Source organism: Candidatus Poriferisodalis sp. (genome assembly GCF_965208485.1).
GTDB lineage: Bacteria > Actinomycetota > Acidimicrobiia > Acidimicrobiales > Poriferisodalaceae > Poriferisodalis.
The window spans coordinates 3721979-3748117 of sequence record NZ_OZ242344.1; the positions used below are offsets into that span (position 1 = coordinate 3721979).

The window sequence follows — 26139 nt, forward strand, 5'->3', positions numbered from 1 at the left end:
ACTGTTGGCCCCGCAGTGTGTTTGCACTGGGGCGACCAGCCGCACAGACGTTCCATGGGAAGCAGGGGAGAGCGATGCGGTACTACTCGTGTGACTCGCATGTGGTCGAAGCAGCCGAGATCTATGCAGGGCTGACCGACAGGTTCGGTGATCGGGCGCCGTACATCAGCAAGGACCACGACGACAAGCCCGGCACCTGGCTGGTGCTGCCGGGCGGCTTCCGCCCGGTGCCGGTGGGCCGGCTGGGCATCGCCGGTGCCAGCCTGTCCGACCCGGCGACCCACGCTCGCATCGAAAGGGGCTACGACGGCTTCAACCCCGGTGTCATGGACCCGACGGCACGTCTCGACGAACAGGCCCAAGACGGGATCGTGGGCGAGGTGATGTACCCCAGCCTGTCGATGTTCACCTTCGCCATTCCGGACGACGAAGTTCGCGACGCCGCATTCCGCAACCACAACGACTGGGTGCTCGACTACTGCTCAGTCGACCGCAACCGCCTCATCGGCGTCGGCTGTCTCCCGCTGCCCGACGTGGAGCGAGCCGTCGCCGAGATCGACCGTTCGGCCCAGCTCGGCGTGCGGGGCTTCGCCATCCCCGCGCACATCGACCCGGCCAAGCCCTACTGCCATCCCGACTTCGACCCGTTCTGGACCCGTGCCCAGGAATTCGGCGTGCCGCTCACCATGCACATCTTCACCGGGTCCAGCCTCGAAGGCGGCATGCCCGATCACTGGGGCACGCCCGGCGGCCACCTGAAGGGCTACACGCTGGCGCACACCACCATCGCCAACACGGTGATCGACCTCATCTGCGGCGGGGTCGTCGAGCGCTTCCCCAATCTGCGTTTCGTCTGTGCCGAGTACGAGACGGGCTGGGTGGGCCACTTCAAGCAGCGCCTCGACCATGCGGCGTACCGCACACCTTGGGAAGTCTCCGACGAGCTCACGATGAAGCCCTCGGAGTACTTCGACCGGAACTTCTGGGTCACCTTCGAGGACGACGTCGAGGGCATCGCGACCCGGCACTCGATCGGCGTCGGCAACCTGCTGTGGGGCAACGACTACCCCCATCACGACTCGATCTGGCCGAACTCGCGACCGATTCTCGACGAGATCCTCGCCGGCGTGCCCGACGACGAGAAGGAGCAGATGGTCTGGAGCAACGTCCTAGAGCTCTACGGCCTCGATCCCGACTCGCTCCCCGCTGTCGCCTAGTGGTGTGCCGCGGTTTTCTTGCGGGCAGGTCGCGGCTCGCTGACCTGCGGAAACAGGCTTCGGCAGGCCCTGCGCAAATTGCCGACGCACCACTAGATCTCAGCGCCGTGTTCATGGTGCACATGTGGCGCGCCGAGCGGCATTTCTGCGCAGGTTTAGGAATGAGGGAGGGGTTCGAGGTGGGCGCGGATGGCCTTCGCGACCATCTCGCCGTTCTCCATCGGGCCGAAATGGCTGAGTTCGGCGAACGTCTCGAGACGGGCGTTGCCGAGCGCCTCGGCAATCGGCTGCGCTACCCGAGGCGGGATCTCGTTCCACTGGGCGGGGGCATCGCCCCGGGCAATCACGGTGGGGCACGTCACCGACCCGAAGCGATCGAAGTCCATGGGCACGCCCGACTCGTAGATGCGGGCCTCGGTGTCACCCGAGCACGACAGACGTACGGCATCGTCGCCTGAGGGATACGTGCCGATCTCGACGTAAGCCCTGACCGCCTCGGGCTCGCAGCGCGAGAACGGCGGCTTCGACATGAAGCGGTCGTACGCCTCGTCAACCGTCGCGAAGCGGATGCGACGCCGCCGTGAAGCCACCACGAGCTCATGGTCGGAATCGGGCATCGGGAAACCCTCGGGAACCAGCACCGGCTCGTACAGGTACAGGCCCCGGTAGGCGCCCGGCTGGCACAGCTCGGCGTGCAGCAGGCTGGCCGCCCCGAGCGAGTGACCGACCGCCAGCATCGGCTCGCCGCCGAGGGCGTTCACGGCGGCGAGGACTTCATCGGTGAAGCGGGATCGATCGACCGACATGGCGTCATGTTGGGGGCGAGACGCACCGTGTCCGCGGAAGTCCAGGCCCCAACACCTGAAGCTGTCCACCAAGTGCGGCACCACGGTTGCCCACATGCCGACGTTGAGGCCGTTCCCGTGCGTCAAGAGCAGCGGTGTTCCGTGCCCCCCGAGATCGTGGAGTACGGCGTGCTCGCCGTCGGAGGTGGTCAGGCGCATCATCGCATCGGCACGTTAGTGGCCTGTCGTGGCGCTGTCGTGTAGCCGGCGCTCGCTTCAGCCGGGTCCGTATCGCCGCACTGCGGCAGACTTGTGCCATGGCGAACTTCGTGCACGGCTCCGCAGACATCCACTACGACGACCACGGCTCCGGTTTCCCGCTGCTGCTCATTGCTCCCGGCGGAATGCGATCAGCGGCGTCGTTCTGGGAACAGACGCCGTGGAACCCGATCAGCCAGCTTGCTGACCGGTACCGGGTCATTGCGATGGACCAGCGCAATGCCGGCCGCTCCAGCGCTCCTGTCTCGGCAGGCGACGGCTGGGCGACCTACACCGTTGACCAGCTGGCGCTCATGGACCACCTCGGCTGCGAGCGATTCCACGTGGCGGGCATGTGCATCGGCGGCCCGTACATCATGGGATTGATCCAGGCGGCACCCGAGCGGGTCGCCAGTGCCACGCTGTTCCAGACGATCGGCCTCGACGGCAACCGGGATGCCTTCTACGCCATGTTCGACGACTGGGCCACGGCGATTCGCGACGCGCATCCCGAGGCCGACGACGCAGCCTGGGAGCAGTTCCGCTCGAACATGTACGACGGCGAGAACTTCCTGTTCAACGTGGATCGGGACTTCGTGGCGACCGTGCAGACGCCGTTGCTGGTGCTGGCAGGCAGCGATCTGTACCACCCCGAGTCATCGTCCCGGATCGTCCACGAGGCTGCGCCGAACTCCACGCTGATCGAGGACTGGATGGAAGGCGACGCCCGTACTGCGGCGATGGATCAGTTCGCCGCCTTCCTGGCCGCGCAGACGCCCTGACGCCTCTGGGGGCACGGCGCGTTAGCTTGCGCGCATGACGAATGCAACCAGCACAGAGGGTCCCGAACGTTCCAGCATCCGGCTTGACGGGAAGGTGGCGGTGGTCACCGGGACCAGCCGCGGCATCGGGGAAGCCAGCGCCCGTGCGCTGGACAGCGCGGGCGCACAGGTGGTGCTGACCGGGCGCACTACGCCTGACCTTGAACGTGTTGCTGCCGAGCTGCAGCACGACCCTGTTGTGCTCACCGCTGACTTGGCCCCAGCAGGTGCGGGCACCGACTTGGCGCGGCGCATCCTGGGCGAGGTCGACGGGGTGGATGTGCTGGTCAACAACGCCGGCATACCCATGCGTCGCACCCCGGCACAGCTCACCGAGGCTGATTTCGACCTGGTTTTCTCGATCAACGTGCGGTCGCTGGTGATGCTGAGCGTCGGTCTGGCCCCGTCGATGATCAGCCGCTGCGGCGGCTCGATCATCAATATCAGCTCGGTGGCAGGCGTGCACGGCCCGCTCGGCCGCGTGGCGTACGCCGGCACGAAGGGTGCTGTCGATGCCATGACACGGGCATTGGCGGCGGACTGGGGACCTGAAGGCATCCGGGTCAACTCGATCGCTCCCGGCCTCATCGCCACTGCCATCTGGGAAGACGCCCGCAACAACGTCCCGGGGTTGATCGAGGACCTTGCCGGCCAGATTGCGCTCAAGCGCTGGGGCTTCGGAGACGACATAGCGGATGTCGTGCTGTTCTTCGCGTCTGACGCATCTCGCTACATCACCGGCGAGACGCTGGTGGTGGATGGCGGCATGGCACGGGTGGCGGCGTCCAACGCCCCGCCTGCGCTGCCCGAGCTTCAGGACTGAGCGCGGCACGACGCGCAGAGGGTGCCGGGCCGCGGCCCGACACCCTCTGCTGAGTGCTTGCTGTGCCGCTCGCCCGACTAGGCGGCGGCTATGTGCACCTGCCTATGCAGCAGCGCGAGCAGCGTCGAGCCAAGCGTCGACCGTGTCGCGGTTGTTCGCGATCCAGTCGATGGCCAAGTCGCTTGGCGATGCACCCTCTCCCTGATCGACATTGGCCAGCGAAACCTCGATCACCGACAGCTTCACCACCTCGAGCAGCTTCGCGGCGACCGGGTTGGCAGCCAGGAAGTCGTTGTTGCCAGTGACCAGGATGTCGGCAGCGATCCAGCCAATCGGGCACAGGCCGTCAGGATTGTCGGCGGCCGACGGGCACTGGTCCGGGCCGATGGCCGCATAGCCGCCCGTGCCGTCTTCGCCACGCTGCGAGTGTGCCTCACCACCATCGGTGTTGGAAGGGTTGGAATCGTCCAAGATGTTTTCGACACCCATCCAGTACACGTTGTCGCCTGGGCGCAGCTGGGTGATGTACGCCGAAGGCGTCCAAGTGTAGATCACCATTGGGACACCATCGTTGGCCGAGTCGACAGCCTGGGCGAACATGGCGTCATAGCCTGCGATCACTTGGTCGATGTTGTCCCACTCGGAGAACAGGATCTGATTAGTGATGATGTTGTCGCAGGTCCACGACTCGGGGCAGCCGAAGATATCGGCGATGCCATTGCCCGGCACCGGGTCGGCAGCGTCGAAGGCCGCCAAGGCATCAGCGTTCCTGTTCAGATCGTCCATCGTGTAGACGCCGTACTGGTCGGCGAAGGACTTGGTCACCAGGAAGCCCTGCAGGCCGCCGGCGATCATCTCCTCGCCCACAATCCTCACGTGTTCGCCGACGAGCGAGCCGTCGGACAGCTCAGCGGCCAGCCAGGCAAGGTGGCCCGGGTACCAACTGTTGGCCCAGAAGTCCATCTGGCCCTGGGCCATAGCGATGTAGGCGTTGTTCGGCCCAAGCTCCAGTTCGGCCGGGTCTGTGACGTCGTAGCCCAGTTCCTCGAGCAGGTCCTTGTACAGCTCTGCCTGGAAGTAGCCCGTGCTCCAGTTGGCGCGGCCCATGGTGACGGTGACGCCCTCGCCGGGAGTCATCGACATCATGTCGTCCATGTCGTCGTCGTCCATGTCGTCCATGTCGTCCATGTCGTCGTCGGCCATGTCGGCCATGTCGTCGTCGGCCATGTCGGCCATGTCGTCGTCGGCCATGTCGTCCATGTCGTCGTCGGCCATGTCGTCCATGTCGTCGTCGGCCATGTCGTCGTCGGCCATGTCGTCCATGTCGTCCATGTCGTCGTCGGCCGCAGCCGGTGGCGAGGTTTCTCGGACGTCGGTGGTGTTGCCGTCGCCATCGCCGTCGTCACCGCACGACGCAGCGAACAATGCGAACGCTGCCAGCAACAGCAGCAGCTTGGTCATTCGTTTAGTGGACATTGCGGAGATCCTCCCTGATCTGCTTCTGGTTGCGTCACGCGGTGCACCGTGTTGCGACCACGCAAGAGTGGCGCCGATCGCCCGGCTCGACGAGGGCTCCCTGCGGGGGAGCGTAGTCGGGCCAATGGCTGGCTCTGAACCCTAGTGGTGCGTCGCGGGTTTCATTGCGCGGTGCGCTGGTGCGGTGCGCTGGTTCTCTGACCCGCGCGAACAGCGGGTGGCACCCCGCGAGCAAACCTCAGACATACTCCTAGGCCGTGCATGCAGTTCGGGAAACAACTCATCGATCCCGGGGGCGCGGACGCTTAGCAGGATGCTGAAGTATGCAGGTCTGGCCGGAAGGACAAGCCCCTGACCTGCGGGTTTGCAACTGGGCACCGCCCGAAATCGGCGGCGACCGACGCTGCGGGCGTCCCCGTCGGGTGGGCCGCTGAGGGTGCCAGCCGCGACGACATCATGCTGTTCGAGATGCTGTTCGAGCCGGCCTTGGCACAGGTCGAACGCCGAGGCCTGCACCACAGCATCGACACCATCCACCTCGACCGCGGCTGCATCGGCGCCCGCGTCGACAACAGTGCCACCGAAGCAGGCACCGAGGATCTGGTGCGGCCCTCCAACCGCAAGCCCGACCCCAACGGCCGCGCCAAGACGGCGCCCGCACCGCTGGGGCTGCGCCGACGGGTCGAACGCGCCGGCTCATGGCTGTCGAACCACGGCCAGTTGCGACGAAACACCGACCGCCGACCCGACATGGCGAGCAGCCGTCCCCCTCACCCCAACCGAGCCGATGGATCCGGGCTTACTGCGAACTCACCGGGATATCGCCGTAGATCTTGTTCCTCTCGAACTCCGACAGCGTCCTTCTGGCAGTCGCGAAAACGGTGACGCCGGCCGCCATGACGAGCGCTACACCCACACCGGAAACAAGGTCGGGGTCCGCAACGCGCGTGATCGAAAGGACCCATGCCATCGAGATGGCGGCTATGCCAGCGCCGACGGCGCCCACTAGTGCGCTCCAGCGGTACCGACGAGTCTCGTCGATGCCGGTCAGGCCGATTGCCGGCACGGACATGACCACTGCGGCGAGTCCTGCGAGCAGCGACCAGATGCCGAGGCCCGCTCCTTCTTCTTCGAAACCGTCGTGAATGACGTCGCGCTTTCTCTGCGCAGTTGAAATGGTGGCGGCGAGTTCAGCGGATGCTGCCGTCTCCTCCCGCTGGGCTTCGGTGACGACTCTGCGCAGTTCCTCTTCGCGTGTGATGTCGCCGGCTGCCGCTGCCTCGTCTGCGGCGGCGCGCGCGTCGGCTGCGCGTTCAGCGGCTTCCCTGCCCTTCGTCTCGATCTCGTCGAGTTGGGCGGCAAGCTCGTCGTCGACGACTCGTTCGATGCGTGTGTCGAAGCTCCAGCCGGCATAGCCGCCCATCACGAGCAATGCCACGGCGAACATTGCCCCGAACATCCGGCCCCAGCTCACCCTCGCCGGCAGCGGTGTGCGTGCTGTCATGGGTGCGAGCCAGAGCCAAGCGACCGCGCCGATTGCCGCAATGAGAGTTCCGACTACCGCTAGGTAGGCACCGCTGCCCCTGCTGAAGAAACCGAGTGCCTCGATGTCGTTGGCGGGGCGTGCGAGCAGGTGTGCTGCGGCCGTGATCGCAGATGCACCCGCGAAAGCGATTGCGCCGTGACTCGACATCCAGCGCGATCCCTCTCCGGGTCTGAGGAGCGTCCGTAGAGCGGCGAGCAGCGAGAACACCGACATGACGCCGATGATGATGCCGAACCAAGAGCCTCCAGAAGCGGAGACACCGTTGAAGGAGTTGGAAATGAATGAGGCCTCTCCGTCACAGATGGGAGCGGTATCCGTAGGCGCAGGCGAGTCTTGCGCCGACGCATCGACCCAGTTGCCAGAGCACTGCTCAGTGCGCAGATCGACATCGGTGCTGCGGGCATAGCCCGACACCAAACCGGCATCGATGTTCCAAGGCAGCAGGAGAGCTGTCAGCGCGACAAGAGAACCCAGCGCCGTGGCGCCGACAGCTATTCGTTCGCGACTGGTCGGCTCGACGAAGGCCTCATCCGGCGTCATCGGCTTAAGATCTGGCTTCGCCTGCGATGCACCTGCCGCTTCGTCATCTGCGAGCAGTTCTTCTGGGGTTCTGCGGTGCCGCCACGCTTGTGCGATCCGGGTGAGCAGATTGCCGCTGTCTCCGGCTTCGGGCTGGCTGAGCCGGTCAAGCACGACGGCGACCAGGAAGAATGCCAGTCCTCCTGCGCCGGCTTGAGCGGCGTCGGTGTTGGAGATGGCTTGCAGGAGCAAGCGGCCCAGACCTCCCACGCCTGCGATGGCGGCCACGCCGAGCATCGAGATGGCCAGCAGCAGCGTCTGGTTGAGGCCGGTCATGATGGCCGGCCGCGCCAGCGGGAGCTGCACGTCGGTGAGCACGCGCCATTCCGGTGCGCCGTAGGCGCGTGACGCCTCGACGACATCTTCGGGTACCTGCCGGATGCCGAGGTTGGTGAGTCGTATCAGCGGCGGCAAAGCGAACGTCATCGTGAGCATCGTCCCCGTGACGTTCCCGACGCCGAAGAAGAACACGAACGGCAGCATGTACACGAACGAGTGGACGACTTGCATCGCGTCAAGGACGGGGCGTACGACGTTCCAAGCCGCGTCGACGCGTCCGCACAGGACGCCGATGGGTATGCCGATGATCACGCACAACAACACGGACACGCCGATGAAGCCGAGCGTCAAGGCCGTCTCACGCCAGTAGGCCTCGCCGAGCAGCCCGCAGACCAGCAATCCGGCGAACGCCATGAGGCCGACCTGGAAACTGCGGAAGCACCAGCCGAGTATCAGGATCGCAATGCAGATGGTGAGCCAGGACATGTTCAGCAGCCACTGGTTCACGATGATGTTGGTCAAGGTCCGGAACGGCCACTCGATGATCTCGAGAGTGGCCTTCATGTTGTTGTTCACCCAGAACACGGACTGCTCGAACCACTCGCCGAAAGAGATCTGCCAATTGTCGAGCACGCTGCTTTGTCGGACTTGGGCGATGACACTCGACGAACATTCCACGAGTTCGTCCTCGGCGTCGACGACGGCGTCTCGGCATTCGATGATCTCGCCATCGACGCGATACTTCCGAACCCCGGAAGCCACAATTTGCTCTGGTCTGCTGCGGTACCACCACACGAAGAGGAGGCCCACGAGGCCACCAGCCGCAAGTCCGTACCGGCGACCCCTGGCGCCTCCGAGCAACAGCAGCGCCGGGACGACGATGGCGACTGCCAAGAGGAAGGTCCATTCGATGCCCGTTGCCAGCCAGTCAGCAACTCGGTCGCCGGCTTCCGGGGCGGTGATGGCGTCGATGAACCGGTCGATGAAGTGGCCCGTCTTCTCTGCTTCCTCGCCGTTGGCCTGGGCGAGCAGTGCGGCGGCGCTCACATGAACACCTCCCGCTCGAAGCCTTCTATGAGACCCTCGACGCGGCCCATCTCCTCCATGATGAGGCGCGGGTCGAGATTGCCGATGAGCTTGCCGTCATCGTCGACGACAGCGATGGACAGGCCCCGCCCTGCCGCCGCGTAGAGTTCGTTGAGCGTGGCATTGGGGCTGCACTTGTCGAAGTCGGATCGCAACGCCTTGGCGAGGTCGTTGCTGCCCATGCTGCGAGCGCGCAGGCCATCGGCTGCCGTCAGCAGCGACACCGGCCGACCGTTGGCATCACAGCAGAATCGGCCAGCGATGTCGTCGCAAAGGGTCAGCGCATCGCTGAGCGACATGTCCGCAGGGATCGGGCGGGGTTCGGACATCACCTCATGGACCTGGATGACTCGTCCTTGGTCGACGTCCTGCACAAACTCGGCCACGTAGCCCGTCGCGGGCTCGGTGAGGATCTCCTCAGGCGTGCCGATCTGCACGACGGCGCCGTCCTTCATGATGCAGACCCGATCGCCGATCCGCAGCGCCTCGTTCAGGTCGTGGGTGATGAACAGGATCGTCTTGTGGACCTCGTTCTGGATCTCCATCATCTCGTCCTGCATCTGGCGACGGATGAGCGGGTCGAGGGCGCTGAAGGCCTCATCCATCAGCAGGATGTCGGGGTCAGAAGCGAGGGCTCTGGCGAGGCCGACGCGTTGCTGCATGCCGCCGGAGAGCTGGGCAGGTCGATGGTCTGCGAACGCAGCCAAGCCGACCAGCGAGAGCGCTCGCATGGCGGCCTCGCTGCGGTCGGAGCGATCGACTTTCTGCACCTTGAGGCCATAACCGACGTTGTCCAGCACATTGCGGTGGGGGAACAGAGCGAAGTGCTGGAAGACCATGCCCATCTTCTCCCGCCGGAACTGCTGCAAGTCGGTGCCGTAGAGCTTCTGCACGTCGACGCCGTCGACGAGCACCTCGCCGTGGGTGACGTCGTGGAGCTTGTTGACCATGCGGATGGCCGTGGACTTGCCGGAACCGGACAGGCCCATCACGACGAAGATCTCGCCGCGGTTGACCGAGAAGTTCACATCGGTGAGTCCGACGACATGCCCTGACAGCCGTTGCACGTCATTCTTGGGCACTCCGGAGCGGGCCAGTTCGAACGCACGTCCACGCGGCTGAGGCCCGAAGATCTTGTACACGTCGCTCAGGCGAATGATCTCGTCGCCGCCCGCCGCAGCGCCATTGCTTGGCCCCTTGGCTGTGTCGTTGCTCATGAATGCCCCCTGACTTGCTCCGCGCCACGTTAGGCGCGCTGGCTGAGGTGCCCGGTTATCAGCGAGCGTCCGACTGTTCATGCGCAGGTCGGCCGCGCGGTTTTGTCTCGGTGATCTGCCGCGTCCGTCTGCTGTGCGATCCTGTGCGTGTGACGCGTCTCGGATTCTTGCTGGACAGTGGCGCCTGCATCGGATGCCACGCGTCGCGGGATGCACCATCTCGTCCGAAGCCTCCAACAAGAGCCTCCAACAAGAGCCTCCAACAAGCCCGGCTGCTTGACCATCGCCGGGCGGTCCCCGTCGCCTCGAGTGCGCTGACGCTCGCGCTGCCTTGGTCGTCGTCATGCGCAGGCCGGCCCCGTCGCCTCGAGTGCGCTGACGCTCGGCTTCTCGACGCGGTCGTCAGGTCTGCCCGCTGAGCCAGGCCGACGCGTCGCCCTCAGGTCTCAGGTCTCAGCGGGCCAAGCGGGCTACAGGCCGATGGCTAGGTCGGGGCGTCCGCGCAGGTGAGTGCGTTCGTTGACCGAAAGCACGCTGCGGTGCCCGCGGCTCGACGCGAACACACGGGTGACCGAGGTGTAGTCCACGTCGAACTTCAAGAAAGCGTCCGGGTCGAAGCCGAGACATCGAGCCAGATAGGCATTCACAACGCCGCCGTGACATGCCAGCGCCACCCGCTGGCTGCGGTGACCGGCCACGATCTGGTCCACGGCCCCGTTCACGGTGGCGATGAAGTGCGTCGCGCGCTCGGCGTCTCCGAACGAGCCGGTGGCCAACTCGTCCCAGCGTTTCCGGTCGGTCTTCTTGAGGACCTCCATCGGGACGTACGCGGGGGAGTCGCGGTCGAATTCGCTGAGTCCAGCACGCACCGTCGGCACGAGGCCGGTTGCTTCGCTGATGGCGCTCGCGGTCTGCTGTGCTCGGCGCATCGGGCTGCTGTACAGCGCGTCGATGCCCACCTCGAGCAGCCAGCCGGCGACCGCGGCAGCCTGCTGCTGACCGATGGAAGACAGCGGCGGATCTGCGGGCTGGCCGTCGTGGCGGATGACACGCTCGGGCTGGCCATGGCGAACGAAGACAAGTTCCACGTTCGGTGACCCTATTGGGCGGGACTCGGGGGAGCGACGATTCTGCCCAATGTTCACGGGGCGATCTGACGAAAGCGTTACCGTTGGGGCACATGGCAAGACGAACGAAGATCATCGCCAGCGTCGGCCCGGCATGCAGCGACGAGGCGACGATGACGGCGATGATCGAAGCCGGCGTAGACGTCTGGCGCCTCGGGCTGGCCCACGGCCCGCTCGACGAGCAGGTCGAGACCTTTCGGCGGCTGCGGGCCGTCTCGGAAGCCTCCGGTCGCCATGTCGGGATACTCGTGGATCTTCCCGGCCCCAAAGTACGTTGCAAGCCGTTTCCCGAGGGGGGCTGCGAAGTCGCCCAGGATGCCGTCCTGTCGGTTGCCACCGATGGCGAGGCCAGCAGCGCAGACCGCATTGTCGTCGACTACGACGGACTGCTCGTCGACGTCAGCCCCGGCGATCGGCTCTCCTTCGGCGACGGCAACGTGGTGATGATGGTCGAGGACCGCGCCTCGAACGCCCTCAAGACCCGTGTCCTGCACGGAGGCCACCTCGAAGGCCGTCCCGGCTTGCACATCGACTCGTCGAAGCTGCGCATGAGCACGCCGACCCCGCACGACCTGAAGCTGGCTGACACCTTCGTCGACCTCGGCACCGACATGGTCGCGGTGTCGTTCGTCCGCTCCGCGCATGACATGCGTCGGCTGGGCGTCGAGCCGCACCCCCGGGGCCCGCTGCTTGTCGCCAAGGTCGAGACCAAGGCAGCGGTCGAGAACCTCGAAGGGATCATCGAGGCATCCTCGGCGGTCATGGTCGCCCGCGGTGACCTCGGCGCCGAATGCGACATCGAGGAATTGCCGCACCTGCAGAAGCGGATCATCGAGGCCTGCGTCGCGCACGGCCGTCCGGCCATCACTGCCACACAAATGCTGGAATCGCTGCTGCATTCGCCGGTGCCGACCCGCGCGGAGGCGTCCGACATAGCGAACGCCGTCTTCGACGGCACGTCGGCAGTGATGCTGAGCGGCGAGACCGCCATCGGCCACGATCCGGTGAACGCCGTGCGGACGATGGCACGCATCACCGAACGAGCCGACGAGCGCTTCGACTACGAGGCTTGGTGGAACCGGCTCATATCAGTGCGCAAGCTGGACGAGCGAGCCGCCGACTACTTGCGCGTGACCGACGGCATCACTCAGGCGGCGTCGAGGCTCGCCACCGAATTGGGGGCGCAGGCCATCATCTGTCTGAGCCGGTCGGGCTTCACCGCACGCAGCATGGCCAGGTTCCGGCCCTCCATGCCCTTGCTGGGGTTGACGCCCGAACCTCGCACTGCGATGCAGCTCTCGCTGTCGTGGGGCACGCGGCCGCTGGTGTTCGGCGAGCGGCTGACCCCTGCCGAGTCTGCGCTGGAAGCCGTGCACTCGGCCGCACGCACCGGTCTGGTGCGCTCCGGCGACATGGTGGTGGTGGTCTCGGGCACCAGTCCCGAGACTCATGCCACCGACAACCTGCGCGCCATGCGTGTGCCTTGAGGCGGTTAGCGAGCGGGTTGCCCGATGTCGATGTCGATGCGGCCCGGGTCGATCCGGTCCGGTCCGCACAGCGGGTTCTGCGGGACGCTGACCTCTCGGCCGAAGACTTCGCAGGAGCAGGTCTCTTGGCAATTGCGCAGGCCTGACCACTGCACGGCCAGCGCGGCAGCAGCACCCGTCAGCACCACCGAGATGAGCACGGCCAGCGCCAGCCGCCGGATCAGTCGCAGTGCCACCACGGCGGCGATGACCAAGCAGGCAACGCCGACGATCAGGGCGATGCTCACGCGGTCTGCGTCGAGCCATTCACCGAGCACTCCATCAGAGGGTACGCAGCGGCTTGTCCCGCAGCAGGGACCGCTCCCGGGGCCGGGCCGTTCGCTAGAGTCGCGCTGTGTCCGATGACGCTCGAGTGGCTCGCGCCGGGTCTCAAATGCCCGTTGAGCTCCGCCCGGGCGGCCTGCCCTCGACGGTGCTGAGCCCAGCCTCAGCCGAGGCGAGCACCGCCTTGGCAGATGCGCTGGACCGGCCCATTGCCGAGCGTGGCGAAGCGCTGGCCGCCGTGGCGGCACAGTGGCCCCGGTTCTTGGACGCTTGGGCAGAGCTGGGCCGCTGTGCCGCGGGCGAGGGCCGACATGTCGAGGCCTACGCCTACTGCCGAGTCGGGTACCACCGCGGTCTCGACGCACTGCGTGCCGCCGGATGGCGGGGCAGCGGCTGCGTGCAGTGGGAGGCGCCATCCAACCATGGCTTCCTGTGGTCGCTGTGGGGATTGGGGCAATCGGCTGCCGCCATCGGGGAGGCGGACGAGGCCGAACGCTGCGCTGGCTTCTTGGCTCAGCTCGATCCCGGCGGCGAACGACCCTCCGGTGAGTGGCCCGGGGCGTGAGTCCGGTCGGCGTCGTGCTGTGCGGCGGTGCCTCAACGCGCATGGGACACGACAAGGCCAACTTGGAACTGGCGGGCAAGCCCCTCGCGCTGTGGGTTGCTGAGGCGCTGGCGGCGGCCGGCGCACATCCGATCATCGCCCAAGGCGGCAGCCCGCCGCCGCCGCTCGTGGTCTCGCCCGACAGCACCCCCCACGGCGGACCGCTCCCGGCGCTCGTGGATGCGCTCGAGCGCCACGGCGACATCCTGGTGTGCCCGACCGATGTGCCCACGGTGCCCGCCGGGCTGCTTGCGGCACTCGCAGAGCACGCACAGCTCACAGACGCGCCCGTGGTGCTTGCCCGCAGCGACCGGCTCGAGCCTCTCATCGGCCACTACGCCACAGCAGTTCTGCCGACGCTGCGCAACGGGCTGCGCGCCGGTGCACGAGGGCCGAGAGCCGCGCTCACCGGATCGCCCGTGCCCACGGTCCCGACTGCTCCAGCAGATGTCCTCAACGTGAACACATCGGCTGACCTCGCCGAAGCGGAGGCCGTCTTGGCCTCTCGCGCCGCACACGAGGCCCTGCCACCATGAGCCGCCACGAATGGGTCGAGGGGGAGGCTTCCTTCGAGGCACTGATCGCTGACCTGCTCGCCGCTGAGCGCATCGCCGTCGACACCGAGTTCCATCGTGAGCGCAGCTACCGGCCCCAGCTCGCCCTCGTGCAGGTCGCATTCGACGACCGAGTAGCGCTGGTCGATCCCACGGCCGTCGGCATCGCCTCGTTCGGGGAGGTGCTCTGCGCCGGGGGGTTGATCGTGATGCACTCCTGCGCGCAGGACATCGAAGTGCTGGCTCAGGAGTGTGGGGCGATTCCCGCACGGCTGTTCGACACCCAGGTGGCCGCAGGATTCCTGGGCATGAGCACGCCTTCGCTCGGATCGCTGACTGAACGGTTCCTCAGCAAGCGCCTCGTCAAAGGCGATCGCCTGACGGACTGGTTCGAGCGTCCACTGCGGCCGGCACAGCGACGCTACGCAGCCGATGATGTGGCGTATCTGGTCCGACTGCACGACAAGCTGCGGTCCCAGCTCTCCGAACGAGGCCGCTATGAGTGGGCACTCGACGAGTGCGAGCAGTGGCGCCGACCGCCCTCGCCGCCGCCCGACCCGGAGCAGGCATGGACGCGCATCAAGGGCGCCCGGCAGCTGAAGGGACGCCAGCGTGCTGTCGCCTACCGGCTGGCAGCTTGGCGGGAGCGCACTGCAAGTGACCGGGACATTCCCGTCCGCTTCGTGCTGTCTGATATGGCGTTGCTGTCGATCTCCCAGCGAAGCCCTGCCGGCCTCAGCGAGCTGAACGGGCTTCGAGGGGTCGACGCCAACCATCTCCGCGGGGCAGTCGGCGAGCGGATCATCTCAGAGGTGCAGCGCGGCCGAGACATGGCATCCGACGACATCCCGGTGCGAGCGGCGCCGACAAGCCCCAACGTGCCGGCATCCCTGCAGCCCGCAGCGTCGTTGGTCGCGGCATGGGTGGACCAGGTGGCGCGCTCGGCGGGCATCGATCGCGGTCTGCTGGCGACCCGTTCAGACATCGCTGCTCTGCTGGCCGGTGACGAGCATTCGCGCTTGGCAACCGGCTGGCGCTCGGAGATCGCCGGTGACGGGATTCGGTCGCTGCTTGCAGGCGAATCCGCCTTGGCGTTCGATGCCGAGACGGGCCTGTGCCTCGAAGCCCGGGCCTCTGCCGAGCCGTGCGGGTAGTCGAGCCTCCCCGTTGTCGCATGCGTTGCTTCCTGCTCTTGCTTCCAATCTCGGCTGGATGCGGGTTCGCGGGCCGCTCGGCTCACAGTCTTGCCGGCAGTCTTGCCGGCGGTCTTGCCGGCAGCTCAGCCTCTTGGCACGACTGGACACCCGGTGTGCCGCACACCCAGGGGCACCGAGCGATAGTGTGACAGGGCACTTCGTAGAACACGGGTGCCTGATCCGTCGCAGCGACAGACGCATCTGAGGGCACGCACGGATGCAGGCAAGCGAGGCACCGCAGTCGAGCACGAGGAGCCAACCGGTGAAGAAGGGTCGACATCGCCGCTATGAGGAGGCTCGCAGGTTCCAGCGGGCGACGGCGGAGCGTTTCTCTGTTGAGGACTACGACTTCGAGAACTCGGATCGGTTCGGCGTGGAGTTGGATGACGACGAGTCGGCGCGAGATGACCACCAGTACGGTCATCTCGCCGACAAGTACGACTTCTACGGCGACGACGATGACGCCGACGAAGCCGATTATGCCTCCACGGGCTACGAGCGCAGCGTCGACGACTAGACGACTAGTTGTGCTGCATATGCTGCCACCCAATGGCGCCGTGACCGACCAGCAGGTAGACACCGACCGCATCGAGAAAGCGGTCAGGGAGATGCTTCTGGCGATCGGCGAGGATCCTGACCGTGACGGACTCGTCAAGACGCCCAAGCGCGTGGCTCGCATGTACGCCGAAGTGTTCGCCGGGCTGCAGGAAGATCCCGAGCATCACCTGAAGGTGCAGTTCGAGTCCGGCCATGACGAGATGGTCATGGTGCGCGACATCCCTTTCTACTCGATGTGCGAGCACCACCTGATGCCGTTCGCGGGCCGGGCGCACGTCGCTTACATCCCCGGTGAGCGAGGCATGATCACCGGGCTGTCGAAGCTGGCCCGGCTGGTGGATGCCTACGCCCGTCGTCCACAAGTGCAGGAACGCCTCACGACTCAGGTCGCCGACAAGCTGATGGAGGCGCTCGAGCCGCGGGGCACCCTCGTCGTGGTCGAGGCCGAGCACCAGTGCATGTCGATGCGGGGAGTGCAGAAGCCCGGCTCGCTCACCATCACCTCAGCGGTGCGCGGCCAGTTCCGCAACACGGCCACGCGCGCGGAGGCAATGCACCTCATCGGCGTCGGCCGCTAGCCAATCGGATCGCCGGGCTGAGGGTGAACGGCGCGCTCAGACAAGAGCGAGCGCAGTCCTCGGGTGCGACGCCGAGATGAGCCGCGCCTGCCGGAGCGGCGTGCTGTCTTGGACAAGTTCATGAGCACGGATGCTGACGCTCTTGCGGGTCCACCTGAGCTGGGTCGCAGCGTGCTGGTACACCCGGGCACTCCGGTGCCGCAGGCATGGGCAGGGTGCGAAGTCCTGCGGGTCAGCCCCGGCGATTTCAGTGCGGAGGTCGGCCATCGTCTGCGTGACGCCTGGCTGACGCGCACCCGGCTGGCCATCGAGCTGGACGCTGAACTGCCTGCCCTGTCTGTGGTGTGGCAAGCCCCGTGGTGGGAGTGGCAGCCCGGCTTGACACTGCGGTCTGAGGTGCTGCTGCACTTGCTCACCGCCAACGCCGTCGATGCGCAGGATCCTGAGCGGGCGCGGTTCGCGCCTGTTGAGGCAGCGCTGCAGCTCGGGGCGACACGAACCGGCAGGCCGGGTGCGGGTGATGTGGTCACCGACGCGGGACCGGTGTGGTGTGACGGTGGGCCGCTGGCCGTGTTCGACTTGCCGCTGGCCGTCATTCCTGCCGCCAATCTCGCGGTGCGGAGCCCGCGAGGCCTGCGGCCGGCGAGTCCAGATGCTGATCTTGCATCCGATCAGCGCGATGCCGTCGGCCACTTGGGCGGCGCTGCGTGCATCGTCGCGCCCGCAGGATCGGGCAAGACCCGCGTGCTCACCGAGCGAGCCCGCTACCTCGTGCGCGACCTGGGCATCGCAGCCGGCGCGGTGTGCCTCGTGGCGTTCAATGTGCGGGCACGCAGGGAGATGGAAGAACGCACCCGCGACCTGGCGGGCCTGCAGGTGCGCACGCTGAACAGCCTTGCTCTGGCGATCTGCAACGGCACAGGGCCGTTCGCTCGGCCAGCGCACCACGGCCGTGTCGAGGTGATCGGCGAGATCGATGTCCGCGCACGCCTCGACGGCTATGTCAAGCGCCGCCGCCGAGCCATGACCGATCAGCTCGCGCCTTGGCTGGAGGCGTTGAGCGCCACCCGTCTCGGCTTGCGCGACCTCGCCGACGTCGAACGCGACTTCCAGCCCGACGTGCCCGACTTCGCCGAAGTTGCACAGCGATACGCCGCTGGTCTTGAAGCCGATGGCTTGGTCGACTTCGATCAGCAGATCATCCGGGCCATCGACATCCTGCTGCGCGACCCGGCGGCGCGGGCCGCGGCGCGCCGCATCTGCGGCGTGCTGCTCGTCGATGAGTTCCAAGATCTGACACCTGCCCACCTCTTGATGATCCGGCTGCTGGCAGGGCCGCGAGCAGATGTCTTCGGCGTCGGCGACGACGACCAGACCATCTACGGCTACGCCGGCGCATCCCCGCAGTGGCTCATTGACTTCGACCGGTACTTCCCCGGAGCGAAGCGACATCACCTGCATGTCAACTACCGCTGCCCGCCACCGGTGGTCGGCGCCGCCGTCAACCTGCTGTCTCACAACCGCCTGCGCATCGACAAGCAGATCACGGCAGCCGCCAGCAGCCACGCGGTGGTCCCCGACAGTGCGGCTTCGCCCGACAGTGCGGCTTCGCCCGACAGTGCGGCACCGAACAATGACGTCGATGAGATGAGCGCGGTTGGAGGGGCGGACGCGACGGTGCTGGCAGATGAGACTGCGGCAGGGGCAACAGCGTCAGCGAAGGCGTCGGCGGTTGAGACTGCGGTCGGGGCCATAGCAGTGGCAGACGGTTCGGATGCGGGAACCGCTCTGCAACACGCAGTCTCACGCTTGATCGAGGGTGGTGCGCGGCCGTCGGATATCGCTGTTCTCACTAGGGTCAACAGCACGCTGCTAGTGCCCCAAGTGGTGCTGGGGGACATGGGTGTCGCTGCCGATGCTCCACTTGGCCGGGGCTTCCTCGAGCGCACTGGCGTGGCCGCCGCGCTGGCATGGCTGAAGCTGGCGACCGCTCCGCGTCATGCATTGCCCAGCAGTGCGCTGTCGGACGCAGCGCGTCGCCCGCCGCGGGGCATCTCGCCCCGTGTCATTGGGTGGATTGGCGAGCAGCGCAGCCTAGGCGATCTGCGGGCACTGGCGGGACGTCTCAGCGACGAGCGGACCTCGGCCAAGATCACCGAGTTCGCCGACGATCTGGACCTGTTGCGCCGGCGCACAGCGAACGAGCAGCTCACGACGAGGCAGATCTTGGAGGCCGTGCGAGACGAGCTCGGGCTTGGCAGCAGCCTCGACAACCGGCTGGATGCCTCGCGGCGCTCTGTGGACCGCTCGGCGCACGGTGATGATCTGCGGGCGCTGATCTCGGTGGCGCATCTGCACCCTGACCCGGCCGGTTTCGCCGGATGGCTGACGGGCCGGCTCGACGGCGGCGGAGACAGGGGAAGTGGCGACGGCCGGGGTCGTGACAGCCGTGACGCGGTTGGTTTCGGCACCGACGAAGGCCCGGATTCTGCGCAGCAACCAGGCGTCGGCGGGGCGAGCCGTGGAGGGGCAGGCCGCGAGAGACGCGGCACAGGCGGTGGCGATGGCGGTGGCCGCGGCAGCGATCGTGTGCGGCTGGCCACCGTGCATCGGGTGAAGGGTCTCGAATGGCCCCACGTCATCGTGTACGAGGCCTCGGCGGGGCTGATGCCGCACCGTCTGTCGCACGATGTCGAGGAAGAGCGGCGTGTGTTCCATGTCGCCCTGACTCGCTGCTCCCAATCTGTGACATTGATTTGCGGCGACGAACCGTCGCCGTTCCTGTCCGAATCGCGCAAGATGGCCCCGCCGCGTCTCGACCCAGCGCCGGGCGAGCCATCCTGGACGAGTCCCTTGTCGACCTCCCGGGAGTCTCCATCGGTTGACGCTGCGGGACTGTTCTCGGGGTCTGGTGATGCTGCAGCCGGATCGTCGGCCCGCACCGGGTCACGCAGGCCTAGGCCCGAACCGCCGACCGATCCCGCTGACGCTGCGCTGTTCGAGGCGCTGCGAGCGTGGCGCCGAGAGCGCAGCACTGCCGACGGCGTGCCCGCCTATGTCGTCTTCCCCGATGCAGTGCTCATCGCGCTCGCGACACAGCATCCCCGCACCGACGCCGAACTGCTCGCGGTGCCCGGCATCGGCCCCGCCAAGCTCGCTTCCTATGGCGCGGACGTGCTCAAGATCATCGCTGAGCACACATAGCAGTCCGTAGGGCACGAAGGGCCGCACGGCTTGGCGGCAATCAAGCCCGCCTCTTGCTTGGAAGCGTCGGATGGACGATGACCCCGCGGGTTCGGCCTGCGAGCGCTGTCATATCTTTGAGGTCGGCCGTCAGCACGACGCCGTCGGACTCAGCGAGAGCCACGATGATCGCATCGACCGCCGATCCGCGTCGAGTTCGATAGCGCAGTTCGCCAGCGCGTCTCGAGATTCGCGTGGTCACTTCCTCGACAACCTTGCAGGTCTTGGTGAAGCGATCTATCAGGACGTCGTTGTTCGGCCGACCTCGGAGACATTCGGCCAAGGCGACGCTCGGAATGATCGCTGGCCATGTCACACCGTCTGGAAGGCTCTCAAGGATTGCCGTTGCCTCGGGGTCATCCTGCGCCAAGCGCTCCACGGCACTCGAGTCGAGAACCAAGTGCATCAGTTGGCGTCGCGCGCGGCGATCTTGTGGTGCAGCTTCGCGAGGTGCTTCTCTGCTCGGGCGCGTTGGCGTTCTGAGGGAAGGCCTGACAGCGCGTATCGCTCCTGCAAGTAGCGGTCGAGCTCCTCTCGCAGAAGCTGCGACTCGGTCTCGGTGATCTCGATGTGCGGACCGTCGCCGACGTCGCCAGACGAGGATTCGGCGTCGCGCTCACCAACATCGAAGAACTCGCGCTGCGCCTCGAGTGCGGCCCGTCGGGCTGTGCGCTCAGCCTGCACCGCGTTTGTCGCTGCGGCCTTTGAGAACCTGCCCGAGGACGCGGCGGCACCGGGAGCGAACTGACCGCCCTCGGGGGTGCCCTTCGGATGGTGCCGACGGGTCATGATGCGATGTTATGGCACGGGTTCCGGCGGGAGCCAATGGGTTTCCGGTTGCATGCCGATGCCCTGCCGGCAACAGCTACTGATTGCACGGGTGTTGTCGTTCAGAGCGCAGCAGTGTCGGCGGGATTGCTCAGCTAAACGGCGAGGGGGCGCTGGCCGGCGAGGAATCGCTGGGCCATCACCATCAGCACCACCCAGTACTCCGAACTGGGCACGAGGTCGCTGAGCGCTACTTCGGCGGTCACCTCATGTGCATCGGGATGGCCAGCGGCGGCAACGCCATGCACGGAAATCGGCGGTCCGCCGTTGAGCAGCGCCAGCAGGTCGGCGATCGGCACGTTGAACACGGCGTCGACCTCGTCGCGTGCCAGCGCGTAGCGGGTCAGCGGGCGGTCGTCGCGCAGCAAGAATACGCTGGTCAGCTCGCAGTTCAGCCTGCCCTCGCCGCTGTCGTCGGCCAGCCTGCGGACGCCGAGCGGAATGAGATCGTCGGGGTCGGGGGCGATGCCCAGCTCTTCTTCGAGTTCGCGCGCGCCATCAAGCGGCGTCTCGCCCGCGGCGAGGTGCCCAGCGGCGCTGATGTCGAGCAGCCCCGGAAATGCAGCTTTGGACCATGAGCGCTGCTGCAGCACCGCTGTCGGCACGCCGTCACGCAGCGTGACGATCTGGCAGTGGAAGACGCAGTGCCACTCGCCCCGCTCATGGACCTCGTCCCGCGGGGCGGTGCGCACGTAGCGCCCCACCTCGTCGACGACGTCGAGGTGTTCAACACCGGGCGCACTGTCGGTCACGGCGCCCATTGTTGCCGCTGGGTTGTCGTATTCCCGTCCCGGTGCGCGCGGCATCGCAGGAGCCGTGTTCGCCGACGACTCAGGTTGAGCCGGCGACGTCCCCGCACGGACGACCCTGGCCGGTCGGTGCGCCAGCCGGCGCAGGGAGGGTTGCGGGAGTACCCGCTGACTACAGCAGCTCTGTGTACTTGTCGAGGATCGGCAGCACGGTGTCTGCGTCGGCGGGAGGAAGGCCGAGCACCACCCTGGTGCAGCCCAGTTCGGTGAGGCTCTCGATGATCTCCGGCTTGGGAGGAGTGCCGAACTGCCCGATCTCGATCTCATCGGGGTCGCGGCCGACCTCGATCGCGGACTCACGGATCTGCTTGACCGGCGCCTCGAGGTCGTAGCGGCCAGAGATCGGCATCCAGCCGTCGCAGAACTCGACGATGTCGGCGATGGTCTTCGGCCCGGCGGCGCCGCCCAGGATCACCTTCGGGCCGCCTTCCTGCACGGGCTTCGGCCACGCCCATGACGAGTCGAAGTCGACCCAGGCGCCGTGGAACTCGGCCTCGTCCTGGGTCCACAGTTCGCGCACTGCCAGCATCGTCTCGCGGGTGACAGCACGCCGGTCGGTGTACTTCACGCCGTGGTGGGCGAGTTCTTCCTTGTTCCAGCCGTAGCCGATGCCCAAGATGAACCGGCCATTGGAGATCCGGTCCACCGTGGCGGCTTCCTTGGCCAGCCAGATCGGATCTCGCTGGGCGACGAGCGTGATGCCGGTGCCCAGCATGATGTTCTCGGTCACCGCTGCGGCGGCGCCAAGCGACACGAACTGATCGTGCGTGCGCCAGTATTCCTCAGGCAGCGGGGGAGCACCTTCACGACCGCCCCACGGCGTCTCGCGGCTGGTGGGGATATGGCTGTGCTCGGGGAACCACAGCGACTCGAAGCCCCGTTCCTCGGCAGCCATGGCCAGATCGACTGGCCCGATGGCCTTGTCGGTGGGAAACATCATCACGCCGATCTTCACAGTGGTCCTCCTGATGGTGACGAACTGGTGGCGAATACGGCCGGGGTCGGCCGCCGCAGAGAGTAACGGTCACTGGCTGGTGCTGCTTGTTTGTGGCGCCCGCTGGCTGGTCGGGACTCGCCGCTGCGAGGCTGCGCAGGTATCGGCGACGCGGGGCGTAGCGTGGCGATGGCGCACGAGGCGGCGGCGCGCAGCGGCGCTTGGGTTTGCAGGCATGCTGTGACCCCCGAGCTTGGAGGCAGTGTGAAGATCACCATCGACGTGGACAAGTGCATCGGCAGCGGCTCGTGCGAGATGATCGCCCCGGGCATCTTCGAAGTAGGCAACGACGGTCTCGTGCATCTGCTGAACGACAGCCCGAGCGCCGAGCATCACAGTGCGGTGCGCACGGCAGCAGCGAGTTGCCCCACTCAAGTCATCTCTGCAGACGACTGAGTCAAGCCGACTCGGGCTGCTCAACACCTCGCTGGTACGCTCGAACGCGAGAGCTGACCCGTAGGTCGACCTGACTCAGCTCTTCAGACTCGGGAAGTGGCTCTTCAGACTCGGGAAGTGGCGCAGCTTGGCAGCGCACCTGCTTTGGGAGCAGGGGGTCGTGGGTTCAAATCCCGCCTTCCCGACTGTGAGAGCGCTGGGCCTCGACGAGATCCTGATGTCCCGCTGCCCCAGCACCAAGAACAGCACTGCGCACAGCCCAAGTTGAATCATGCTGCATTTGCTGTACTGCTGGGCTGGTTTGTCAGGGTCGGCATATGTGTGTGATCTGCCTGTGCAGGGGTAGTGTGCGCGGTCATGAGATTCGCTCGTGTGTCGGCGGGCTCTGAGCCGGGTTCCCCGCTGTGCGTGCCCTCTGTGACGGACGCCGCCGAGCGTGGCAGCTACTCTGGGCGGATCGTGGCGGGAGAGAGTCCGGATAGTTCGCCCGGCGGCGGAGGTGGCACAGAGCGTCCGCTGGGGGCGTGAGCGGCCGCGGCGCAGGTCGTGCCGCGGCGGCGGTGCTGCTCGTGGCGAGCTCGTGGCTCGCGTTCGGCGTCGGCGCCGACCCCTCGGGCGCAGCCAACACCGCCGCCGAATACTTGGTCGACGGCGGCGCCGACGGGGTCGCCGGCAGCCGGCCGTTCGCCGGCCGCGACCGCTACGACACGGCGCTGTTGCTGGCGCGCCGGTATGCCGCCGTGCGGGGCGGCCTGGGCTCGGTGCGCACTGCGATCGTGGTGTCCGGCGAGTCCCCGCCCGATGCCGCGGCGGTCGCCGGCTTCGCGGGCGTCGAGAACGCACCGGTGCTGCTGGTGCGGCCCGGCGGATTGCATCGGGCGGCGGCGGATTTCCTCGAAGACCACGACGTGAAGCAGATCTTCGTCGTCGGGGGACCGGCAGCGGTGCCCGCCGAGGTCGTGGCGCAGCTCGCCGACCTGGACTCGCAGCCGCAGGTGACGCGCTTGGCGGGCGAGGACCGGTATGCGACCGCGGCAGCGGTCGCGTCCCATATCGGCGGCAGGGCGGCATGGTGCACCTCCAACGACTCGACCGCGGTGCTGATCAACGGCGATGAGCGCTCGGCGATCGATGCGGCGGCCATCGGGCCGCTGACATACGCCTTGGGGCTGCCGACCGTGCTGACCCGCACGTCGCAATTGCCCGAGGCCACAGCACAGTTCCTGCGAGAGCACGACATCGATCATGCGGTGGTCGTCGGCCGCGCCGGTGCAGTGACCGAGTCCGTCATCACCCAGCTCGGCCATGCAGGAGTGTCACGGACGACGCGCCTCGAAGGCTCAGGCGCTGCGCAGATCGCGGTACGCATAGCCGATCTGATGCACGGCGACTGCGCCTTCGCGAGCGGCCGGCGCGCCTCGATGGTGGCGCTGGTCGGGCGTGATGCGGTGATCGACGGCATGGTCGCAGCGCCGTTGCTCGGTGAGGGCTTGGGCAGCGGGCGGGCGGTCCCGGTGCTGGTTGCCGGCGACTCGCTTCCCGCCGAAACGGCGACATGGCTGGCAGCCACGCCGGTCGAGGTGGATCGGCTGAAGACCCATCTGCGCATCGTGGCGATCGGCGGCAGCGGTGCCGTCAGCAGCGAGGCGATGGCCGCAGCCGTGAAGGCCGCCACGACCGGGGGGCCGTTCACCGCGACGATCGCGGCGCGTGCCGGCGAGCGCAGCTTCACGATCACCACCAGCGACGCGCTCAACGTGGAACTGCCCGACGCGCAGGGCAAGGCACATGACCTGCTGTACATCAACGACGTGCCCGTGGATCTCGCGCCCGTGGCCGGCCTCGACGTCCTCCCGGGCGAACCGTGTCTCGAGCCCCGCCGGTTCAAGATCAACCTGCGGCACCCGCTCGCGGCCGGCGACGTCATCGAGCTGCGGCCGACCGAGGTCAGGTTCGGAGCGCGCGACGATCGGCGGCCCTTCAGCCCGGCGAGGTTCGTGGTGCCCGAACCGGCAGTTGACACTGCGGCGCCCAAGGTCCGCATCGTCGCCCCGGCGGGCAGCGAGTCCCTGCTTGCGGTCATCAGCGACGACAGCGGTCTCGACGAGATCATCGTCAATCCCCGCCAGGTCAGGGTGATCACACGAAGCGGCACGGCGGTCGTCGTCGCCGAAGACACCTCGGAGGTGCTCCCCCTGCACGAGATCGCAATGTTCACCCTGAGGCTGACCGCACCCGGCGGCGCGTACCGGCTCGAACCCGGAGACCGGATGCTGCTGCGTCACGGCGTCGCCGTCGACGCTGCCGGCAATCGCAGCAGGGCCGGCAGCGTCAGCGTGACCGCCCCGCAGCACGCGCTGCGGGCCGTGAGCATCAGCGTCGCTGCGGCCAATACGCGCGACGAGGCCTCCACGGACGCGGTCTCTGGGGGCACCGACGCCGACGCCGACGTCTCCCGCGCTCGGGTGCTGCTGGCCGGCACGCTGCGCATCACGGCGCGAGACAGCGGCGACGCAGCGGGTGCGCTGGGCAACACCTGGGAGGTGCGCACCAGCCGTCTCAGCACGCACGATCCCGCCGCCGAGCAGATCGGCATCGACATAGCAGTGTCGAGCCGCGACAGGATCATCAGCATCCGGTTCGCCAGCGGTACGCCCAGTTTCGGTCAGCTCGCCGACGCGCTGAACGCCGACGCCGGCTTCGCACCGCACTTCGAGGCGGACGCCACCGGGGGGATCTGCGCGGGCCGCGCCCAGCCCGTCGACCTCGCCCACCCCCACATGGACGGCGCCACCCGACTCGCCGGCGGGGTCACCGTCGCCGAGGTCACCGTCCGGTTCGACAACCTCGTCCGCCGCTACCGCAGCGACGGCCAGAACCTGCCCTGTCCTCTGACCGGGACGGGGGTCGGTCAAGAGGCTGTAGCGGACGCGGAGGCTGGGGCACGCGAATTCGTCGAGCATGTCCTCTCGGGCATGGTGACCGACTTCACCACCCTCGCCGCTGCAGAGGGGGCCGGCGATCTCTTCGAGCTCGAGGCACCGGTGCCCTATGACCAGATGAAGTTCAGGTACACCACGCTGGACCCCTCACGCGGCTCGCTGCTCGGCGTCTCACGCTACGACGTGGTCGAGATTCCCGCCGGCGCGGTGTGCGGCTATGGGGCCGATGACCCGGCCACCAGCGAGGACGAGCGCCTCAGCGTCAGTTCACGGCTGAGACCGCAGCGGCGCTGAATCGCCCTACCGATCGCACTGTCACCCGGGTGCCTCCGTGCGCTCGGCGACCAGCTACTGGGCCATCACCTGCTGGCCCGCACCGAGGCTCCGTTCGCAAGAACTCTCATGGGAAGGC

Annotated in this window: 23 protein-coding genes and 1 tRNA gene; 14 read left to right on the forward strand and 10 right to left on the reverse strand. The window is 67.1% G+C overall.

The window, feature by feature from the left end; all coding sequences use genetic code 11:
- Window positions 1-74: 74 nt before the first annotated feature.
- The gene (locus ACOGXQ_RS17250) at window positions 75-1217 is read left to right on the forward strand and encodes an amidohydrolase family protein (protein ID WP_419944837.1); all 1143 of its coding nucleotides are present in this window, start codon (window positions 75-77) and stop codon (window positions 1215-1217) included.
- Between the two features lie 155 nt (window positions 1218-1372).
- Here ACOGXQ_RS17250 and ACOGXQ_RS17255 read toward each other — a convergent pair whose 3' ends face one another.
- Window positions 1373-2221, reverse strand: a complete 849-nt coding sequence (locus tag ACOGXQ_RS17255; RefSeq protein WP_419944838.1) for an alpha/beta fold hydrolase — start codon at window positions 2219-2221, stop codon at window positions 1373-1375.
- A gap of 98 nt (window positions 2222-2319) precedes the next feature.
- On the opposite strand from ACOGXQ_RS17255, the gene ACOGXQ_RS17260 reads away from it, so the two are divergent.
- Window positions 2320-3042, forward strand: a complete 723-nt coding sequence (locus ACOGXQ_RS17260; protein ID WP_419944839.1) for an alpha/beta fold hydrolase — start codon at window positions 2320-2322, stop codon at window positions 3040-3042.
- 34 nt (window positions 3043-3076) lie between these two features.
- A complete protein-coding gene (locus ACOGXQ_RS17265; protein WP_419944840.1) occupies window positions 3077-3904 on the forward strand; it encodes an SDR family NAD(P)-dependent oxidoreductase in 828 nt (275 codons plus the stop codon).
- Window positions 3905-4006: 102 nt separating this feature from the next.
- Here the strand turns inward: ACOGXQ_RS17265 and ACOGXQ_RS17270 are convergent, their stop codons facing one another.
- Window positions 4007-5380 (reverse strand): glycine betaine ABC transporter substrate-binding protein, encoded by a 1374-nt coding sequence (locus tag ACOGXQ_RS17270; protein ID WP_419944841.1) that lies wholly within the window; start codon window positions 5378-5380, stop codon window positions 4007-4009.
- A gap of 456 nt (window positions 5381-5836) precedes the next feature.
- Here ACOGXQ_RS17270 and ACOGXQ_RS17275 point away from each other — a divergent pair, with 456 nt between their 5' ends.
- Window positions 5837-6265, forward strand: coding sequence for a hypothetical protein (locus ACOGXQ_RS17275; RefSeq protein WP_419944842.1), 429 nt, complete (start codon window positions 5837-5839; stop codon window positions 6263-6265).
- Here ACOGXQ_RS17275 and ACOGXQ_RS17280 read toward each other — a convergent pair.
- From ACOGXQ_RS17280 to ACOGXQ_RS17290, 3 genes are all read right to left on the reverse strand, one after another.
- Entirely contained in the window at window positions 6180-8831 is a 2652-nt protein-coding gene (locus ACOGXQ_RS17280) for an ABC transporter permease (protein ID WP_419944843.1), read from the reverse strand. The two genes, ACOGXQ_RS17275 and ACOGXQ_RS17280, sit on opposite strands and share 86 nt — an antisense overlap.
- Window positions 8828-10087, reverse strand: a complete 1260-nt coding sequence (locus ACOGXQ_RS17285; RefSeq protein ID WP_419944844.1) for a quaternary amine ABC transporter ATP-binding protein — start codon at window positions 10085-10087, stop codon at window positions 8828-8830. Before ACOGXQ_RS17285 ends, ACOGXQ_RS17280 begins: the two co-directional genes overlap by 4 nt.
- A gap of 470 nt (window positions 10088-10557) precedes the next feature.
- A complete protein-coding gene (locus ACOGXQ_RS17290; RefSeq protein ID WP_419944845.1) occupies window positions 10558-11175 on the reverse strand; it encodes a histidine phosphatase family protein in 618 nt (205 codons plus the stop codon).
- Between the two features lie 92 nt (window positions 11176-11267).
- On the opposite strand from ACOGXQ_RS17290, the gene pyk reads away from it, so the two are divergent.
- Window positions 11268-12701, forward strand: a complete 1434-nt coding sequence (pyk, locus tag ACOGXQ_RS17295) for a pyruvate kinase (RefSeq protein ID WP_419944846.1) — start codon at window positions 11268-11270, stop codon at window positions 12699-12701.
- 5 nt (window positions 12702-12706) lie between these two features.
- On the opposite strand, the gene ACOGXQ_RS17300 is transcribed toward pyk, so the two are convergent.
- Window positions 12707-12988, reverse strand: coding sequence for a hypothetical protein (locus ACOGXQ_RS17300; RefSeq protein ID WP_419944847.1), 282 nt, complete (start codon window positions 12986-12988; stop codon window positions 12707-12709).
- Between the two features lie 107 nt (window positions 12989-13095).
- On the opposite strand from ACOGXQ_RS17300, the gene ACOGXQ_RS17305 reads away from it, so the two are divergent.
- The 6 genes from ACOGXQ_RS17305 to ACOGXQ_RS17330 all read left to right on the forward strand — a co-directional run bounded on the left by ACOGXQ_RS17305 (window position 13096) and on the right by ACOGXQ_RS17330 (window position 19719).
- Window positions 13096-13590 carry a DUF3151 family protein gene (locus ACOGXQ_RS17305; RefSeq protein ID WP_419944848.1) on the forward strand — a complete coding sequence of 165 codons (495 nt, stop codon included), beginning with the start codon at window positions 13096-13098 and terminating at the stop codon, window positions 13588-13590.
- Window positions 13587-14165 carry a molybdenum cofactor guanylyltransferase gene (gene mobA / locus ACOGXQ_RS17310; protein WP_419944849.1) on the forward strand — a complete coding sequence of 193 codons (579 nt, stop codon included), beginning with the start codon at window positions 13587-13589 and terminating at the stop codon, window positions 14163-14165. Before ACOGXQ_RS17305 ends, mobA begins: the two co-directional genes overlap by 4 nt.
- On the forward strand, window positions 14162-15337 hold the full coding sequence (locus ACOGXQ_RS17315; RefSeq protein WP_419944850.1) for a ribonuclease D: 1176 nt from the start codon (window positions 14162-14164) through the stop codon (window positions 15335-15337). Before mobA ends, ACOGXQ_RS17315 begins: the two co-directional genes overlap by 4 nt.
- Before the next feature lie 304 nt (window positions 15338-15641).
- Entirely contained in the window at window positions 15642-15896 is a 255-nt protein-coding gene (locus ACOGXQ_RS17320) for a hypothetical protein (RefSeq protein ID WP_419944851.1), read from the forward strand.
- 19 nt (window positions 15897-15915) lie between these two features.
- The gene (gene folE / locus ACOGXQ_RS17325; RefSeq protein WP_419944852.1) at window positions 15916-16515 is read left to right on the forward strand and encodes a GTP cyclohydrolase I FolE; all 600 of its coding nucleotides are present in this window, start codon (window positions 15916-15918) and stop codon (window positions 16513-16515) included.
- Between the two features lie 120 nt (window positions 16516-16635).
- Window positions 16636-19719, forward strand: a complete 3084-nt coding sequence (locus ACOGXQ_RS17330) for an ATP-dependent DNA helicase UvrD2 (protein ID WP_419944853.1) — start codon at window positions 16636-16638, stop codon at window positions 19717-19719.
- A gap of 40 nt (window positions 19720-19759) precedes the next feature.
- On the opposite strand, the gene ACOGXQ_RS17335 is transcribed toward ACOGXQ_RS17330, so the two are convergent.
- The 4 genes from ACOGXQ_RS17335 to ACOGXQ_RS17350 all read right to left on the reverse strand — a co-directional run bounded on the left by ACOGXQ_RS17335 (window position 19760) and on the right by ACOGXQ_RS17350 (window position 22350).
- Complete coding sequence (locus tag ACOGXQ_RS17335; RefSeq protein WP_419944854.1) at window positions 19760-20158, reverse strand: type II toxin-antitoxin system VapC family toxin; 399 nt, start codon at window positions 20156-20158, stop codon at window positions 19760-19762.
- A 5-nt stretch (window positions 20159-20163) separates the two neighbouring features.
- The gene (locus tag ACOGXQ_RS17340; RefSeq protein ID WP_419944855.1) at window positions 20164-20547 is read right to left on the reverse strand and encodes a hypothetical protein; all 384 of its coding nucleotides are present in this window, start codon (window positions 20545-20547) and stop codon (window positions 20164-20166) included.
- Between the two features lie 134 nt (window positions 20548-20681).
- The gene (locus ACOGXQ_RS17345; protein ID WP_419944856.1) at window positions 20682-21338 is read right to left on the reverse strand and encodes an NUDIX hydrolase; all 657 of its coding nucleotides are present in this window, start codon (window positions 21336-21338) and stop codon (window positions 20682-20684) included.
- Window positions 21339-21507: 169 nt separating this feature from the next.
- Window positions 21508-22350, reverse strand: a complete 843-nt coding sequence (locus ACOGXQ_RS17350) for an LLM class F420-dependent oxidoreductase (RefSeq protein ID WP_419944857.1) — start codon at window positions 22348-22350, stop codon at window positions 21508-21510.
- Between the two features lie 243 nt (window positions 22351-22593).
- Between ACOGXQ_RS17350 and ACOGXQ_RS17355 the strand changes: the two genes are divergently transcribed.
- From ACOGXQ_RS17355 to ACOGXQ_RS17365, 3 genes are all read left to right on the forward strand, one after another.
- A complete protein-coding gene (locus ACOGXQ_RS17355) occupies window positions 22594-22785 on the forward strand; it encodes a ferredoxin (protein WP_419944858.1) in 192 nt (63 codons plus the stop codon).
- 111 nt (window positions 22786-22896) lie between these two features.
- Window positions 22897-22970: transfer RNA gene (locus tag ACOGXQ_RS17360), tRNA-Pro, on the forward strand.
- A 339-nt stretch (window positions 22971-23309) separates the two neighbouring features.
- Window positions 23310-26021, forward strand: coding sequence for a cell wall-binding repeat-containing protein (locus tag ACOGXQ_RS17365; protein WP_419944859.1), 2712 nt, complete (start codon window positions 23310-23312; stop codon window positions 26019-26021).
- Window positions 26022-26139: the final 118 nt, after the last annotated feature.